Origin of the sequence: Pseudomonas sp. B21-056, from assembly GCF_026016325.1 — a bacterium.
Taxonomy (GTDB): Bacteria; Pseudomonadota; Gammaproteobacteria; order Pseudomonadales; family Pseudomonadaceae; genus Aquipseudomonas.
Map to the genome: position 1 here is coordinate 3,380,477 of NZ_CP087203.1, position 17,357 is coordinate 3,397,833.

Consider the following 17,357-nt stretch of genomic DNA (forward strand, 5'->3'; position numbering starts at 1 on the left):
AGACGCTGCGGAGCCGACGCGCTTTTGTATTGGTGTGTTAACCAAAGAATTAGCTTTCTCATTAACTGCTGGGTACCAGATAAGGTTGTTGAGTAGTTTGATTGGGTAGCTGCAAAACATATTTCGCGTGCAATGAGGTATAACAGTATTGGTCATTTGAAACCCAATCGACGCTTCTCGTGAGAGCAGATATTGTAGCCTTTAGGCCACCCAAGAGATGTAATCCTTTTATAGCAAGCCGTTATGGTCATCTAGGATGAATTGTGAATGGTGGGTACAGTCGGAATCAAATGAGGGGACGAGCGTTGGCATCTGATGATGCCATATTCGCTTGCAAAGCGGGCAGACTCGTCAATGCTGAGGAAATCGACCCTGCCATTGGGCAGATATCTGACCCGAGAGATGCTCTCACGCCCCCCTACCCCCTCGATAAAGCGCATTCGCCCGGTTCGGCCCATTTCCACCAAGACTCCCATCCGCTCCTCAAAATCTGCCCGGATTTCTGGTGTATCAAAAGTGGCCATAATCTTAATCTCCTTCTCTCAAGACTTCATGACTGCCTGGACTTTGCCATTCAGCCGTGGCTCCCAACCGATATTCCACCCGGGCGGTGGTGTCAAAGCACCTTCATGGATAGCAAGCATGACCGTCTCGCAGCGACGGCTGCTCCCGCCGAGTCAGCCATCACCTGATCGCCGGATGTCGGCCCCAAGCTATTCTCCTGAGCGAAAATGGCATAGTATGCCAACAATCAAAAGTACCTGTCTGCATGGAACTGGAGCTAGTTATGGCGACGCGAAACGTTGTGCTCACTCCTCACCAAGAACAGGTTATCCATGACCTTGTTCAGTCTGGCCGCTATCAGAATGCCAGCGAAGTGATGCGGGAAGGTTTGCGGCTATTGGAACAACGCATCGCCGAAGACACCGCCAAGATTGAGGCCCTGCGTCAGGCGACCTCAATCGGCATCATGGATCTTGAGCACGGGCGCTTTACTCAGGTGAACGAAGGGGATCTGGAGCACTACCTCGAGGGCTTGAGCCTGGAGGCAACCCTCCCCGCGCGAGAGAAACACTGAGCATGCCGCAGTATCGGATTTCCGACCCGGCGCGCGCCGACATTGTCGACATTCTCAGGCTCTCCCAGACGCAGTTCGGCGATCAAGCTCGCCAGCGCTACCAGGCGCTGATCCTCGCGGCGCTGCAAGCGCTTGCCGACACGCCTTATCGCATTGGCAGCCATGACCGCGATGAGCTTGCACCGGGCCTTCGCAGCTATCACCTCATCTATTCACGCCAACAGGCCAAACAAACCCATGGAACGGTCAAAAGCCCACGCCATATCGTGTTCTATCGTGTGGCATACGAAGACGTGATCGAGGTCGTCAGACTCCTTCATGACGCCATGGAAGTGCAGTTGCACTTGCCGAACGATTTTGGCCCAACGGCTTAACTGGCCAGGAACAGCAAAGGTAAGGCGCATCCTCGCTTAAGGGTATCGACTCATACTGGAGTCCGTCGGAGATCGCCCTTCGCGTTCACTCGCGTTATCGGTGCGAACGGGGGGCAAAAGTGGGGGCAAAAACAAACTCTATCGATCTGAAAATACCGCCCTAGAGCCAAGTCAAAATGTTCTTCGGGGATCCGGACAGTCTTTGAATGAGTTCCATAGCCTCGGTACTCACCCCTTATCCCGCGGCGCCTCAAGAGGAATATCGAGAGTAAAGGTTGCCCCCTGCCCGCCCCCATCACTGTGCACAGTCAAGCAGCCGCCCATTTCCTGCGCGGCCAGCGCACAGCTGTGCAAGCCGAATCCATGACCGTCTTTGCGCGTAGTGAAACCATGGGTAAAGATGCGTTTCAGGTACTCTGGCTCAATCCCATTACCATTGTCGGTCACCGTAATACGCAACACCGGCCCATCCGCGAGGAAGGCGCCAAACGTGATGGACGGGCTGCGATCTTTCACGCTTTCCAACGCTTGCCTGGCATTGCGAATCAGGTTCACCAGGATCAGCAGCACCCGGTGCCGGTCCAGCAGGAGCAGGGGCAAATCGGTGATTTCCTTGATCACCGTCAGCTCCTGTGATCCGGCACTCATGCGCAAGGCATCATCGATCAGTTCCGGGACCGGCACAGCCTCGACGATGCTGACGGCAACGGCATGGGACTGCTGGGCAGCGACGACAGTCTTGATGTGGTCAATACCCTTGGTGAGTTGCCCGAGTTCTTCGATGATGCCCTGCTGCTCCGCCGTCACCACCTCCGCCAGCTTGAGCAGGTAGCCAGGCAGCATCTTTCCTTTGTGGTCTCCGGTGAGAAAATCGCTCAGGTCATCGGCGTGTTCGTTTATCAACTGCGCCACCTTGCCCAGCCCCTGGGCTTTGGAGGCGCGCATCTGGCGGCTGACTGTCTCTGCCGATACGTTCACGCTGTTGAGGACGTTGCCGACGTTGTGCAGCACCGCTGTGGCGATTTCGGCCATGCCCGCCTGACGGGACTTTGCCTGCAGTTCGGTTTGCACCTGGCTCATGCGTAGCGCCGCACGAATGCGAGCCTTGAGTTCCAGTGGCGAAAAGGGTTTGGCGATATAGTCGTCGGCGCCGCTCTCCAGCCCGGAGACACATGCCTCACTGCCGCCGCGGGCGGTCAACAGGATGACCGGTAAATGGGCGAAACCGGCGCTGGCCTTGATTCTGGCTGTCAGGCCAAAGCCGTCGAGCTTCGGCATCATCACATCCGAGAGGATGACATCGATTGGCCGATGCTGCAGGAGTGCCCAGGCCTGCTCTCCATCCGTTGCGGTAGCGACGAAGTAGTCCTTGTGCAAGAGTTCGCTGAGGTAACCCAGCATTTCCGGGCTGTCGTCGACCACCAGCACCCTGGATTGCGCGGCGTGTTCCGAGGACTGCTCGGCGTCTGCGCCTTGCGCCCAAGCCCGGTCATTGCTGCTGACGTGGCGGCCATCATCGAAACGCAGGTGACGCTGTTCGGTTGTGGTCGTTGCGCTCGATGACGATGGCTCGCGCTCATTGCTGGCCTCGCTCGGTACGGTGTTTTGCTCAGCCCCCAGCGGAAGCCGGACAAAGAAGCACGACCCCCGCCCCGGCTCGCTGTTGACGCCGACTTCGCCGCCCATCAGTTCGGCCAGGTCCTTGACCAGGGCTAGCCCGATGCCTGTGCCGCTGTAGTGGCGCGTGGCGGAATTGTCGATCTGGGAAAAACGCTGGAACAGCAGCGCCAGTTTGTCAGGCGCAATGCCAATGCCCGAGTCGTGCACAGCGAGTTCAAAGCGCTCGCCCTCAAGGGCAGTGGCTGCCACGTGCACGGTGCCGCCAGCGGGCGTGAACTTGATGGCATTGCTCACCAGGTTGAGAAGAATCTTTTCGAAGTGCCGGGGGTCCAGGTACACCGTGACGAGCGCAGGATCGATGCTCCAGGTCAAGGTGCAGCCTTTGCTCTCGGCCACCATGGCAGCGTCCTCGGCCAGCACACCCACCGCCTTGTTCAGGTCAATTGGCGCTGGGCATACGTCAAACTTGCCCGCTTCGGCCTTGGAGAAATCGAGGATGTCGTTCACCCGGTTCATCAGGCGCAGCGCGTTGCGTTGGGCGCGGTCGATTTGCACACGCCAGTCCGAAGGCACAGTGGTCGCCGCCGAGAGCTGTTCCAGAGGGGCGAGAATGAGGGTCAATGGGGTGCGCAGTTCGTGGCTGACCGTGGCAACGAAATCGCTCTTGGCCTGGTTGGCTGCCTCGGCCTGGTTGCGCGCCTGAATGAGTTCGATGGCCTGCGCCTCCAGCATCTCGGTCTGTTGGTGCAGCGTGTCGGTCCGTTCGGCGACCATTCTTTCCAAAGAGGCCTGGACTTGCTGTCGTTCGGCTTCGGCTTCGGCCTCCAGCACCCGGATGCGCAGGGCATTCTCCTGGAACACCCGTACGGCACGGGTCATGATCCCGATCTCGTCGCCGCGTCCGGCGTTGGCAATCTCGGCGTTCAGGTCACCGGCCGCAAGCCGGCGCATGACGGAGGCCAGGGCCACGATGGGCTGCGCGACAAACCGCGACGAGCTCCAGGCAATGGCGCCAGCCAGCAAAATCGCGACGGCACCCGCAACCACCGTCGCAAGGATGCCGCGATCTTTGTGGACCTGGGCGTCGGAGCGCGCTTCGCCAGCGAAACGCGCAACCAACAGCCCGGCGCTCCGTGCCTCGTTGCGAACCTGGTCGCGCGCGTCGCTCAAGGCGTTGCTCGCCTGATGGAACCTGGCGAATGCCGCCCGGTAGCCGGCGATCTGCTCGCTGACCGTCAGGGACGTAGCCTTGGCCTGCCCTACGGACGAAGGGAGAACACGAGAAAGACGCGAGAGCTCGTCCAGGATGTTGCCGACAGCGCCGGCGACTTCGGCCGACGGAGCCAGACGAAACGACAAGGTCTGGGCCTCCAGGGTGGCAACACGTTCAGCGAAACGCTTGGACAATGTTGCGGCGTTGTGCAGCAAACCGGTTGCCGCCTGAATGTCGTTTGCGTCATGGCTGACGCGCTCGTCTACTTCACCCAACATTGTCTCGAGGCGCTCGACCACATCCCCGACAGCGGCGAGATGCCGCAAAGCCTCGGCGCCCCGGAGCCTGGGCGCCTCGTCAAGGTGCTCGACCGCCAGGCTGGCAGCCGCGATCGCCGCCGCCAGCCGGTCCAGGGCCTCGCTCTCCTGAGGCGTCCTCATCAGCTCACGCAATTGCTCGACCACCGGCGGGAGTGCCGCGCAGGCATTGCGCGCCGCGGTGGCGGCCGTCCCGTCACCGGACGCCAGCATCCTGGCTACATCGGTGATGATGATCCGTTCGCCGTCGCGCAGGATATCCAGGATGCGATGGGCGCTTTCGATGTTGCTCCTGCGCGTCTCGTGGTCATCGGCGCGGGAATCAAGCCCCTTCAGCCCATCGGCGACACCCTGTTCGATGAGGACCGTCGCCTCTCGCATCCGGCCATAGTGGGCTGTCATGTTCTCCGTTTCGCCATCCATGGTCAGGGTCGCCGCCCGCAGGGCCGTGATCGCCGCGGCGAGCCTCTCCAGGCTGCCCTTGAGCGATTGCGCCTCTGTCTGCGGAATGGCGGTGAGCCCGGCAATCGCCGTCGCCACCAAGCCTTCGGCCTGGAGCAGGCTTTCCTGGTCGCGGGTGGCGATGAAGTTTTCCACCCGCCCGGTGGCGCCGTTGACCGAGGCCAGGATTTCCGCGGAATGGCTGGCGGAGTCCACCGCCCGGACCATGCCTCGCAGGCCGTAGAGGTTCACTACCGATACCGCCAACATCAGGAACACCAGTGCGGCGACCGCCAGGCCGATCCTGACGGCAATGGGTCTGTCCCTGGCGGGTTTGAATGTCAACATGACCTCTCGCCTCCTCGTTCCCCACGCACAGCTACTGCTTCGTGACCTCCGGCAGAGGCGCCGACGGCGCCGTATTGTTGATGGCCGCGTCGATCATCGCCGCAACGGACGCCTGGCTGTAAAACGGATTGGCGGCTCCGCCTGCGGGCATGGTAGCGAGCCAGGTGTCCAGATCTTTCCCATCGATGCGTACCAGCGGCACCTCGACGAACTTCGGCACCTGTTTGCCCGCCAGAATCTGCTGGGCCACCCAGAAACCCACCTGGGAGACACTCGGGGAGGCAGAGACCGAGACGGTCTCGTAGCCATTGGCATCGCGTTCCTGTTTCCACAGGGCAAGTTCGTCCTGGCGGTTGCCCATCACGATGATCGGTAAAGGCCGCCCCGCCGCCTTGAACGCCATGGCAGCGCCATAACCATCACCACCCTGAGTCGCGACGGCATCAATGCTGGGCAGCGACGGCAGCGCCAGCGCCACCTCCTTGCGTGCGACCGAAGCCGTCCAGTTCCCGTACACCGTCTTGGCAAACTTCAGGCCCGGATAGTCGGCGGCAGCCTTGCGGATACCGTCACTGATATTCTGATCGGTGGCATCGCCCGCAATCCCGCGGATCTCCAGCAGCGTTCCGTTCCCCTTGAGGCGCTTGGCGATGTAATCCATTTCCACGCGGCCCATGGCGGACCAGTTGTAGTCCACGGTATAAACGCAGGATTCGGTGACCAGGCTGGCCATGACGACCACCACGATGCCGGCATTGCAAGCATCCCGGATCACCCCGTTGAGGGCCGTGTCGGATGCGGCCAGGATGACGATAGCGTTGACGCCGTTGACGATCATTTCCTGGATATGGGCTGCTTGTTCCGACGCGGAGTTATTGGCGCTGACCACCGGTGCCTCGCGGATCAAGCCATCTTTTTGCGCCTGAGCGGCAATCTCCTGCCAGTTGCGCACCATCACCTTGCGGAAATCACTGCCGGCGTAGGAATTGCTGAAAGCAATGCTGTGGCTGGCGGTAGGGCCGCGGGCGACGCCGTCATCGGCGGCCTGGGCTGGATTGGCGGCGAGCATCGCCAGCCCGCTCAGGCAGACGGCGAAGCACCAATCATGGAATCGGGCATTAATAACTGAGCACATAGGGACTCCTTTCCTCGGCGGCCGACACTTGAAAACCCGTAGACTTTCCTGCAGTAGCGGAGAGCATAGTCTCGATTCAGGTTTCATCTTGCTGAAAGCCTAGCGTCAATCGCGTCGAACCCCTGCCCTGCAAAACCCTCCAAGCACACGTAAACTGGGAAAATCTTCTCAACCCGCCCCTTTCGGAGACCACAATGCTTCGTGTGTTTGAACGAAGACTCGACCCTTTCCCGCCCGATGAAGCTCCGCCGCCACCTGTTGGCCTGGCACGGTTCCTGTGGGCCTGCACCCGAGGTGCGCGCGGCTATATCCTGGTGTTTGCGCTGCTCAGTGCCGGCGTATCGATCTACGAGGCCTGGCTGTTTTCGTTTCTCGGGCAGGTCGTGGACCTGCTCTCGACCTGGCAGGCCGGTGGTGAGGCACAGGGACAGGAAAGCCGGGTGCTGTGGGGGATCGGCATCGTGCTGATCGCCAGCATCGGGCTGGTGGCGCTGCGCACCATGGTCCAGCACCAGGTATTGGCGATCAATCTGCCGCTGCGGCTGCGCTGGGATTTCCATCGCCTGATGCTGCGGCAAAGCCTTTCGTTCTTTTCCGATGAGTTCTCCGGCCGGGTCACGACCAAGGTGATGCAGACGGCCCTGGCCGTGCGCGAAGTCCTGTTCACCCTGATCGAAATCGCCCCCGGCATCGGCGTGTACTTCATTGCGATCATCGCCTTGGCCGGCGGCTTCGCCCTGAAACTGATGCTGCCGTTTATTGCCTGGATCGCGCTGTTCGGACTGGCCATGCTGTATTTCGTGCCACGCCTGGGGCAAGTCGGGCAGGAACAAGCCCATGCGCGCTCGTCGATGACCGGGCGCATCTCGGACGCCTACACCAACATCACCACCGTCAAGTTGTTCTCGCACTCCAAGCGTGAAGCGCACTTCGCCCGCGCGGCGATGGAGGATTTCAAGCTGACGGGTTTTCGGCAAATGCGCCTGGTCAGCCAGTTCGAGATCGTCAATCAGGCGCTGGTGGTGGCGCTGATCCTTGGCGCTGGCGGCTATGCCTTGTGGCTTTGGCACCAGGGCGAAGTCGGCACGGGTGCGGTGGCGGCGATCACCGCCATGGCATTGCGTATCAATGGCATGTCCCACTGGATCATGTGGCAGATGACCTCGCTGTTCGAAAGCATCGGCACCGTACAGGATGGCATGGACACCCTCACCCGTGGCCCGAAGGTGCAGGATGCGCCGGACGCCGGCGTGCTGGTGCCCTCCGGCGGCGCGGTAACCTTCGACAACGTGAGATTCAACTACAGCGGTGAACGCCAGGTGCTCGATGGACTGAGCCTGAATATCCGCCCGGGCGAAAAAATCGGCCTGGTGGGTCGTTCCGGTGCCGGCAAATCCACGCTGATCAACCTGCTGCTGCGCTTCTACGACGTGGACAGTGGTGAGATTCGCATCGACGGCCAGAACATTGCCAAGGTCACCCAGGACAGTCTGCGCAGCGCCATCGGCATGGTCACCCAGGACACCTCCCTGCTGCACCGCTCCATTCGTGACAACATTGCCTACGGCCGCCCGGATGCGACTGAAGCGCAGGTCCGCAGGGCAGCGGCCAACGCCCAGGCCGACGGGTTCATCAGCCAGTTGAGCGACCGCCAAGGCCACAACGGCTATGACACCTTGGTGGGTGAACGCGGGATCAAGCTGTCCGGCGGCCAGCGCCAACGCATTGCCATCGCCCGGGTGATGCTCAAGAACGCCCCGATCCTGTTGCTTGACGAGGCCACCAGCGCCCTGGACTCGGAGGTCGAAGTCGCCATCCAGGAAAGCCTCGATGAAATGATGCAGGGCAAGACAGTGATCGCCATTGCCCATCGGCTGTCGACGATCGCGGCCATGGATCGACTGATTGTCATGGATGACGGACGCATCATCGAACAAGGCACCCACGCCGAACTGCTGGCGAAAAACGGCACCTATGCGCGGCTGTGGCAGCATCAGAGTGGCGGGTTTCTGGGTGAGGATCAGGGGGTGGCCGAAGCGGTGGAATAGGCATGGCTCTGCCTTCCCTGTGGCGAGGGAGCTTGCCCCCGCTGGGCCTGTAGGAGCTGGCGAAGCCTGCGATCTTTTGATCTTTTGATCTTTCGCTTGAGACTCAAGTGTCAGGGGAAAGATCGCAGCCTCGCTTCGCTCGACAGCTCCTACAGAGGCCAGCGGGAGCAAGCTCCCTGCGTTCCAGGCCATAGCCCAACCTGTCGAACCCTAGAACCACGTCTCCATCTGAATCCCGTACTGCCAGACACCACCGGCGTTGAAGTCCGTCTTGCCGAACGAGTCCGAAGCACTGTACCGATCCAGGTCCGAAGACCAGTTCATGACGCTCGCGAACACCCGCAATTCAGGACGCGTGAGCAGGTCGCCCAAGTCTGGCTTGAACGTCGGTGCGACGGTGAATTTCCAGAAATTGCCGTCCACTGCGTTACGTTGCTTATAGCCCTTGGGATCAAGGTCCATGGTCTGCCAGCTCATCTCGTAAGCCATCTCGAAATTGCTGTTGATCTCATTGGCCAGTCGCACGTTCAGAGTCATCCAGCGATAGTCGTCGCCCTTGACGTAGCGGTCCTTGCTCTGTTCCGCCAGCAGGCTCGGGCCGATGCGCCAGCCGGGTGCAATCGGGGTTTCACCGTACAGCGCCAGGCGCAGGGCGCGGGCTTCGTCGATCAGCTCGCCGTCCGAGCCCACGTTCTTGACCTCCGCGCCCAGGCCCTGCCCATAGAGCAGCGCCGTCTTGAAGAAGCCTTCCCGGCCGAAAAAGTTGCGCTGGTGATTCGCAATCATGCTGTGCAGGCCGGAATCCGCGGGCGCCAGGCCCGCTTCATTGGTGCGAGTGCCGAAGTCGTTTTTCTTCGAGCCGATGCCGTTGAACATCCACTGCCATTGTCCGTTGGCGAAAAACTGGTTGGAGGTCAGGACATAGCTCTCCACATCGGCATTGACCCCACCTTCACTGAAGTCACCGTAGTTACGCCCGATCAGCGAGTAATTCGAGCGCCAGTCCTTGCTCATCTGCACGTCATAGATGCCGCCGCCGGTACCGGCCAGGTAGACGACGTCCGAGTCCAGCCAATGGATATCGAAATTGTCCCGGTCGAAGCGCTTGCCGGCCCAGAGGGTGGCGTTCTCGAACATCGGGTTGCCCTTGAACGCGGCAAGATGGTCGAGCTCGGTAAAGACCTGGCGCACGTTCAGGTTGCTTTCTTCGGCGGTCCAGTCATTGGAGCTTTCCACGCCATCGGCAATGGAAACGGTGAATTTGGATCGGGTGCCGTTCTGCGCATACAGCTCCTTCGAGAGGTCGATGCGCATGTAGGTATCGTCCTCGTTGCCGAGTCGTCCGACCGCGCCACCGACCGAGCCGGCCGGGGTGGTATAAGGGCCGCCACGACCACCACCGAGCCCGTCGTTGATCAGCAATCCGGAGCGGGCGTAGCCCTTGAAGCTGAACCCGTCAGTGAGGTGCCCTCCACTGCCGGCTGTTTCCAGGTTCTGCTGACTGGCTTCGAGTTTTGCCAACCGCGCGTCCAAGGTGGGCGCCACGGCGGTGGGCGCGACGGATGCACTCGGCTGCAAGGCAGGGTTGGCGAGCTTGAGTTGCTGCAGTTCCCTGGCGAGTGCCTGGGCCTGCCGTTCGGCTGCGGCGGCGCGCTGCTCCGCTGCGCTGGTGCGGGCTTCGAAGGCTGCCATGCGCTCTTCCAGTGTCGCGGCCTGGACAGTGGCCGCCGAGGTACCGAGCACGCCTGCAATGAGCCAGCTTGATGCTTTCTGCATGTGGATTTCCCTGTTTTGTTTTTATTGTTCTGTCTCGCGATCGACCTTTTTTCCATGGAGGATCAATTGTCAAATTCCACGAAAAAAAGGATGCCTCATGGCAAATACGCTGCTACATTTGGCGATGTTAACGTTAACTTTTATAAAAACAAAAATAAAGAGGGCTTTATGAAACGACTCAAATCGCTCCTTCCAGCAGCACTGTTCAGCGCTTTTGCCGGGCTTCCCGCCCTTTCCAGCGCAGCCGATCTGACGATCTCCTGCGGTGCGGTGGGTGCGGAACTGCAATTGTGCAAAGAGGCGGTCGAGGCCTGGTCGAAACAGACCGGCCACAGCGTCGACGTGGTCTCCACGCCTAACTCGGCAACCGAGCGGTTGTCGTTCTATCAGCAGATCCTCAGTGCGCAGTCCAGCGACATCGACATCATTCAGATCGACATGGTCTGGCCGGGGATGCTGGCCAATCATTTGCTGGATCTGCGCGAGGTACTCCCCGCCAACGCTACCCAAGGCTACTTCCAGGCCCAGGTGGATAACGCCACGGTGAATGGGCGGCTGGTCACGATGCCGTGGTTCACCGACTCAGGGCTTTTGTACTACCGCAAGGACTTGCTCGATAAGTACAACAAGCCGGTACCCCAGACCTGGGAGGAAATGACGGTTATCGCCAGGGATGTGCAACAGGCAGAGCGCAACGCCGGAAACGCCAATGCATGGGGTTATGTCTTCCAGGGCCGGGCCTATGAGGGTTTGACGTGCAACGCGCTGGAGTGGATCAGCAGTCAACCGGACGGCGGGCTGGTCAATCCGCAAGGCGACATCGTGGTCAACAACCAGGCTTCAAGGGCTGCATTGACGCTGGCGAAAAGCTGGGTGGGCGATATCTCCCCCCGTGGCGTGCTCAATTACACCGAGGAAGAAGGACGTGGCGTATTCCAGTCGGGAAATGCCCTGTTCATGCGCAACTGGCCGTATGCCTGGGCCCTCGTGCAAAGTCCGGACAGCGCGGTGAAGGACAAGGTCGGGGTCGCGCCCCTGCCCCGTGGCGGCGCGTCCGGCAGCCATGCCTCCACCCTTGGCGGCTGGGGCCTGGCGGTTTCGCGCTACAGCACCAGGCCAAAGCTGGCGGCAGAACTGGTGAGCTACCTGACCAGTGCCCAACAACAGAAACATCGCGCGCTGGTGGGTGCCTACAACCCGGTTATCGAATCGCTCTATCAAGACCCTGAGCTGCTCGCGGCCATACCTTATTACAGACAGTTGCACAGCATTCTCAACGATGGAGTCATGCGCCCCGCCGCCATCACCGCCGCCCGTTATCCGCGGGTTTCCAATGCGTTCTTCGATCAGGTGCACGGTGTATTGGCGGGAGAGTTGCCGGTCGATCAGGCGCTGGTCGAACTGGAAAGCGAACTCACGCGCATCAAACGCCGGAACTGGTAAGCCACAAGGAAGGAAATCACCATGTCTGTCTCTTCTGCCCACGCGCCCTGCGCCGAGCCCCTGCCCGCCCGGGAAACGCCGGTACAACGCCGTCGAGTCCGCGCCGCCTGGCTGTTCCTGGCGCCGATGCTACTGTGCCTGACCCTGGTGGCGGCCTGGCCGCTGTTGCGTACGTTCTGGTTCAGCCTGACCGATGCCAGCCTCGCGGACACCACCGGCGGCACCTTTGTCGGCTTGAGCAATTACCTGTTCTACAGCGGCTCCGGCTGGTCCGGCGTGCTGGTCGATCCGCAATGGTGGAACGCAGTGCGCAACACCCTGCATTTCACCGTGGTGTCCGTTGGGCTGGAAATGGTCCTGGGGCTGCTGGTGGCGCTGTTGCTGAACGTCAAGTTCACCGGACGCGCCCTGGTGCGGGCGTTGATCCTGATTCCCTGGGCGATTCCGACCATTGTCTCGGCGAAGATCTGGTCATGGATGCTCAACGACCAGTTCGGCATCATCAATCACCTGATGCTCGGCCTCGGCCTGATTGACGCGCCCCTGGCCTGGACCGCAGACGCGGCGCTGTCGATGTGGGCGGTGATCATCGTCGACGTCTGGAAGACCGTGCCTTTTGTCACACTGCTGATGCTGGCGGCCTTGCAGATGTTGCCGGGCGATTGCTACGAGGCCGCCCGGGTCGATGGCATCCACCCATTGAAAGTATTCTGGCGGGTCACCCTGCCTTTGCTGATGCCTGCGTTGCTGGTGGCAGCGATCTTCCGCATTCTCGACGCCTTGCGGGTGTTCGATGTCATCTATGTGCTGACGTCGAACTCCTCGAGCACCATGAGCATGTCGGTCTATGCCCGCCAGCATCTGGTCGAATTCCAGGACGTCGGTTACGGCAGTGCCGCCTCGAGCCTGCTGTTCCTGGTCGTCGCGGTGATCGCCATCGTCTATCTGTACCTGGGACGCCGCCAGATGGAGGTCCGCTCATGAGCCAGCGACTGCTGAAAAAAGCGCTGTTGCGCCTCGGGTTCTGGTGCCTGATCGGGATTCTCCTGCTGTATGCGGTCTTCCCTTTCTACTACGCCATCGTGACGTCGCTGAAATCGTCCACGGCCTTGTTTCAGGTGAGCTACTGGATCGACCACCCCGATTTTTCCAACTACACCGCGGTGCTCAGCCAGGCCTCGTTCCTGCGGGCCATTGGTAACTCGCTGGTGGTTTCGCTGTGCGTAGTCGCGCTGGCGCTGTTCCTCAGCCTGACGGCGGCCTATGCCTTGGGCCGGGTGAAGTTTCGTGGACGCGGCACGGTACTGATGCTGGTCCTGGGGGTGTCGATGTTTCCTCAGGTCGCCGTGCTGTCGGGGCTGTTCGAGGTGATACGAGCCCTGGGCCTGTACAACACGTCCTGGGCGCTGATCCTGAGCTACACGATTTTCACCCTGCCCTTCACCGTCTGGATACTGACGACGTTCATGGGCCAACTGCCCCACGAACTGGAGGAAGCGGCAATCATGGACGGCGCTTCGTCCTGGGTCACGCTGACCCGCGTGCTGTTGCCGCTGCTCTGGCCGGCACTGGTCACCACCGGCCTGCTGGCGTTCATTGCGGCCTGGAACGAGTTCCTGTTCGCCCTGACCTTCACCCTGACCGACAGCCAGCGCACGGTACCGGTCGCCATCGCCCTGATTTCCGGCGGCAGCTCCCATGAACTGCCCTGGGGGTTGTTGATGGCTGCGTCGGTGCTGGTCACCGTCCCTCTGGTCATCCTGGTGCTGATCTTCCAACGCCGGATCGTTTCCGGCCTCACCGCCGGCGCGTTGAAGGGCTGATGCCCCATAAAGACAAGGAACCCCATCGTGAGCAAATTGAAACTGCACAACGTGAACAAACAGTTGGGTGGCATGCGCATTCTTCGTGACGTCAGCCTGGATATTGCGGCGGGTGAGTTCGTGGTGTTCGTCGGCCCTTCCGGTTGCGGAAAATCGACCCTGCTACGACTGATCGCCGGACTGGACTCGATCTGCGCTGGCGACCTGCTGATCGACGGACGCCGGGTCAACGACCTGGAGCCACGGGAGCGTGGCGTCGGCATGGTGTTCCAGTCGTATGCGCTGTACCCGCACATGACCGTGTACGACAACATCAGCTTCGGACTCAAACTGGCCAAGACCGAAAAGACCAGCCTGCGCGAACGTGTGCTGAAAACCGCGCAGATCCTGCAGTTGGACAAACTCCTGCAACGCAAACCCAAGGAACTGTCGGGCGGACAGCGTCAGCGGGTGGCCATGGGCAGGGCCATGGCGAGAGAGCCAGACATCCTGTTGTTCGATGAACCGCTGTCCAACCTGGATGCCTCCCTGCGAGTGCAGATGCGCAACGAAATCGCCCGGCTGCACGCCCGGCTGGGTTCGACCGTGATCTACGTCACCCACGATCAGGTCGAGGCGATGACCCTGGCCGACAAGATTGTCGTGCTCAACGGAGGGCGCATTGAACAGATCGGCTCACCGCGTGAACTCTACGAGCGCCCGGCCAGTCGCTTTGTTGCCGGTTTCCTGGGTTCGCCCAGGATGAATTTCATTCCGGCGTTCCTGCATTCGCCAGGCGAAACCAGCCTGGTTGAAAGCCTGGTGCTGGGCAAGACGTCCCTGCCCTTCGACAGCTCGACCCTGGCGGCGGACACCCAACTGAGCCTGGGGATTCGTCCGGAACACGTGACGCTTGAAGCCGCGCAGGGGGGCGCCGGTGTTGTCGTGACCGGGGTCGAATACCTCGGTAGCGAAACCTATGTGCACGTCGATACCGGCCAGGATGAGCCACTGATGTGTCGTTGCGAGGTGAACGCCGGCTGGCAGATAGGCGATCGGGTCAAACTGCGCCTGGAGATCGACAACCTGCACCTGTTCGACGCCGACGGATTGGCCTTGAAGCGCCACGCCATTGAAACCCTGCCCGATGGCATTCCACTGCGTCCGGCACCCGCAGGCGCCCTATGAACTTGTCTTTGAATACTATGAACGCACCGGTCTCCCCGATTCTTGAACATGCGCAGCAGGCATTGAGCGATAGCCTGTCCCGCATCATCCACGACTATCGACCCGCTTATCATCTTGCGCCCGTGGCGGGCTGGATGAACGACCCTAACGGGGTGGTGTACTTTCGTGGCGAATACCATGTGTTCTATCAACACCACCCCTTCGAAGCGAAATGGGGGCCGATATATTGGGGCCATGCCAAGAGTGCCGACCTGGTGCATTGGCAGCACCTGCCCATTGCCCTGGCACCGGGCGATGACTTCGACCGCGACGGGTGTTTTTCCGGTAGTGCGGTGGTGTGCGGGGAGACCCTGGCGCTGATCTACACCGGGCATACCTGGCTGGGGGATGTGGGCGACGAACGCTTTATCCGTCAGGTCCAGTGCCTGGCCACCAGCACCGACGGTATCCGCTTCGTCAAGCATGGCGCGGTCATCGAAAGCCCACCCGAGGACACGATCATGCACTTTCGTGATCCCAAGGTCTGGCAGAAGGATGACCATTGGTACCTGATTGCCGGCGCACGCCTGGGCGATACGCCGCTGCTGCCGCTGTACCGCTCCGCGGATCTGCACGCCTGGGAGTTCCTCGATTACGTCGACCGTGGCAATGAGGGCGATGGCTATATGTGGGAGTGCCCGGATCTGTTTCGGCTGAACGGGCGCGATGTACTGCTGTACTCGCCCCAGGGCATGCACTCCCAGGGTTACGAACGGCTCAACAAGTACCAGACCGGTTACCGGGTGGGCCGGCTCGACAGCGCATGGCACTTCACCGGAGGGCCCTTCATCGAGCTGGATAACGGCCATGACTTCTACGCTGCACAAACCCTGGAGGCCGCCGATGGTCGACGCCTGGCGTGGGCGTGGCTCGACATGTGGGAGAGCCCGATGCCGAGCCAGGCGCATCACTGGTCTGGCATGCTCGGTCTGCCCCGCGAGCTTGAGTTGCATGGCGATCGTCTGCGCGTGTTCCCGGCGCGGGAGTTGATTGCCTTGCGCCAGGCGTTGCTTCCGGGCACGCCGCCGTGGTCCGATCCGGGCACTCAATGGGTGTCGCACATCGGCGGCGACCGACTGGAGATCCATGTGCAGCTAGACCTGCCCGGCTGCGCCGATGGGCACCTGGGCGTCGCCTTGCGTTGCAGTGCCGAGGAGGAAAGCGCTGAACAGACCCTGCTCTACTACGATGGGTCATTGCAGCGCCTGGTGCTGGATCGCAGCCGCGCGGGAATGCACCTCGACGGTCAGCGCAGCGTGTCGATAGACCCGACGCTCGAGCAACTGGAATTGCGTGTATTTCTTGATCGATCGTCCATTGAGGTGTTTGACGTAAATGGACATTTCAGTCTCAGCAGCCGTATCTATCCCCGACCCGACAGCCTGGGGGTGAAGTTGCTCGCCAGCGGCACCGGCGGGCGCGTCTCCATCCCTCGGGCGTGGTCCCTGGGGTCAGGCTGGCTATGAACGCCGTCGTCGAAGTCGCGAGACGCCCGGACCCTGTGTCATGATTGCGCGTCAACCTGACTGGCCTCACCTCGCATGACTTCAGTGAAAGACGTTGCACAGTTGGCCGGCGTGTCCCTGATGACGGTTTCCAGGGCGCTCAACAATCCGGAAAAACTGAGCGCCGAAACCCTTCAGCGGGTACGTCGCGCCATCGACGAGCTGCAATTCGTACCGAGCCTGTCGGCGCGCAAAATGCGCGGCGATAGCCTCCAGGCACGAACCATCGGTGTGTTTGCCCTGGATACCGCGACCACACCGTTCGCGGTCGAGTTGCTGCTGTCCATCGAACAGACCGCACAGCAGGCAGGCTGGAACGTCTTCATCCTCAACCTGTTGAACAACCCGCCCACCGACCAGGACATCGACCTGATGCTCTCGCACCGTCCCGACGGGTTGATCTTCAGTGCCATGGGGTTGCGTCAGGTGAACATTCCCGAGCGCTTGAAGAGTAAACCGCTGGTACTCGCCAATTGTCTGGAGGATGACAATCGCCTGGTCAGTTATGTGCCGGATGACGAGGCCGGCCAGCATCGCGCCGTGCATCACGCATTGAGCCAGGGCTATCGTCGCCCCCTGTGCATCAATCTGCCGAAGCGCAGCCTTGCCTGGAGCCTGCGACAGGGCGGCCTGCAACGTGCCTGCCAGGCATTCGGACTACCCTCCGAGGTACTGCTGCAATACGACCTTTCCGATCACGATGCCTACGGTGAGACAGCCGCCATCCTCGACCGGCACATCGTCGACGGTCGCCCCGAGTTCGATATCCTGATCTGCGGCAACGACCGCATCGCCTTTTGTGCCTATCAGCTGCTGTTGGGCCGTGGCCTGAAGATTCCTGGCGATGTGGCCGTGCTCGGCTATGACAACATGATCGGCATTGCCGAACTGTTCATCCCACCCCTGACCACGGTGCAGCTGCCGTACTACGAGATCGGCCGCAAGGCTGCCCGGCATCTGATCGAAACACTGGAGGTCGCGGGCACCCAGCCCGTGGATTGCCCGTTGGTGATCAGGGCGTCGCTATAGG

13 protein-coding genes and 2 pseudogenes are annotated in these 17,357 nt (G+C 61.0%); 9 read left to right on the plus strand and 6 right to left on the minus strand.

From position 1 onward, the window contains the following. Positions 1-251: 251 nt before the first annotated feature. Positions 252-524 (minus strand): AVAST type 1 anti-phage system protein Avs1c, encoded by a 273-nt coding sequence (avs1c, locus tag LOY67_RS14280; protein WP_265063100.1) that lies wholly within the window; start codon positions 522-524, stop codon positions 252-254. A gap of 263 nt (positions 525-787) precedes the next feature. Between avs1c and LOY67_RS14285 the strand changes: the two genes are divergently transcribed. Both LOY67_RS14285 and LOY67_RS14290 read left to right on the plus strand, forming a co-directional pair. Continuing rightward, positions 788-1,078, plus strand: a complete 291-nt coding sequence (locus tag LOY67_RS14285) for a type II toxin-antitoxin system ParD family antitoxin (protein WP_265063101.1) — start codon at positions 788-790, stop codon at positions 1,076-1,078. A 2-nt stretch (positions 1,079-1,080) separates the two neighbouring features. Beyond that, the gene (locus LOY67_RS14290) at positions 1,081-1,452 is read left to right on the plus strand and encodes a type II toxin-antitoxin system RelE/ParE family toxin (protein ID WP_265063102.1); all 372 of its coding nucleotides are present in this window, start codon (positions 1,081-1,083) and stop codon (positions 1,450-1,452) included. 228 nt (positions 1,453-1,680) lie between these two features. Here LOY67_RS14290 and LOY67_RS28540 read toward each other — a convergent pair whose 3' ends face one another. The 4 genes and pseudogenes from LOY67_RS28540 to LOY67_RS14300 all read right to left on the minus strand — a co-directional run bounded on the left by LOY67_RS28540 (position 1,681) and on the right by LOY67_RS14300 (position 6,526). Continuing rightward, positions 1,681-2,532, minus strand: a complete 852-nt coding sequence (locus LOY67_RS28540) for a sensor histidine kinase (RefSeq protein WP_413776216.1) — start codon at positions 2,530-2,532, stop codon at positions 1,681-1,683. Further along, positions 2,533-2,880: pseudogene (locus tag LOY67_RS28545) on the minus strand (response regulator transcription factor); the annotation flags it as partial. Between the two features lie 201 nt (positions 2,881-3,081). Further along, positions 3,082-5,391, minus strand: a pseudogene (locus tag LOY67_RS28550) (ATP-binding protein); the annotation flags it as partial. Between the two features lie 31 nt (positions 5,392-5,422). Beyond that, positions 5,423-6,526: an ABC transporter substrate-binding protein gene (locus LOY67_RS14300; protein WP_265063104.1), complete on the minus strand. Its 1,104-nt coding sequence runs from the start codon at positions 6,524-6,526 to the stop codon at positions 5,423-5,425. Positions 6,527-6,720: 194 nt separating this feature from the next. Here LOY67_RS14300 and LOY67_RS14305 point away from each other — a divergent pair, with 194 nt between their 5' ends. Next, positions 6,721-8,574, plus strand: coding sequence for an ABC transporter ATP-binding protein (locus LOY67_RS14305; RefSeq protein ID WP_265063105.1), 1,854 nt, complete (start codon positions 6,721-6,723; stop codon positions 8,572-8,574). Between the two features lie 210 nt (positions 8,575-8,784). On the opposite strand, the gene LOY67_RS14310 is transcribed toward LOY67_RS14305, so the two are convergent. Further along, the gene (locus LOY67_RS14310) at positions 8,785-10,350 is read right to left on the minus strand and encodes a carbohydrate porin (RefSeq protein ID WP_265063106.1); all 1,566 of its coding nucleotides are present in this window, start codon (positions 10,348-10,350) and stop codon (positions 8,785-8,787) included. 168 nt (positions 10,351-10,518) lie between these two features. Here LOY67_RS14310 and LOY67_RS14315 point away from each other — a divergent pair, with 168 nt between their 5' ends. The 6 genes from LOY67_RS14315 to LOY67_RS14340 all read left to right on the plus strand — a co-directional run bounded on the left by LOY67_RS14315 (position 10,519) and on the right by LOY67_RS14340 (position 17,356). After that, positions 10,519-11,793 carry an ABC transporter substrate-binding protein gene (locus tag LOY67_RS14315; protein ID WP_265063107.1) on the plus strand — a complete coding sequence of 425 codons (1,275 nt, stop codon included), beginning with the start codon at positions 10,519-10,521 and terminating at the stop codon, positions 11,791-11,793. Positions 11,794-11,814: 21 nt separating this feature from the next. Then, complete coding sequence (locus LOY67_RS14320; RefSeq protein ID WP_265063108.1) at positions 11,815-12,777, plus strand: carbohydrate ABC transporter permease; 963 nt, start codon at positions 11,815-11,817, stop codon at positions 12,775-12,777. Beyond that, positions 12,774-13,616, plus strand: a complete 843-nt coding sequence (locus LOY67_RS14325) for a carbohydrate ABC transporter permease (protein WP_265063109.1) — start codon at positions 12,774-12,776, stop codon at positions 13,614-13,616. Before LOY67_RS14320 ends, LOY67_RS14325 begins: the two co-directional genes overlap by 4 nt. A 27-nt stretch (positions 13,617-13,643) precedes the next feature. Further along, positions 13,644-14,783: an ABC transporter ATP-binding protein gene (locus LOY67_RS14330; protein ID WP_265063110.1), complete on the plus strand. Its 1,140-nt coding sequence runs from the start codon at positions 13,644-13,646 to the stop codon at positions 14,781-14,783. Further along, a complete protein-coding gene (locus tag LOY67_RS14335; protein WP_265063111.1) occupies positions 14,780-16,288 on the plus strand; it encodes a glycoside hydrolase family 32 protein in 1,509 nt (502 codons plus the stop codon). Before LOY67_RS14330 ends, LOY67_RS14335 begins: the two co-directional genes overlap by 4 nt. A gap of 75 nt (positions 16,289-16,363) precedes the next feature. Further along, on the plus strand, positions 16,364-17,356 hold the full coding sequence (locus tag LOY67_RS14340) for a LacI family DNA-binding transcriptional regulator (protein ID WP_265063112.1): 993 nt from the start codon (positions 16,364-16,366) through the stop codon (positions 17,354-17,356). Position 17,357: the final 1 nt, after the last annotated feature.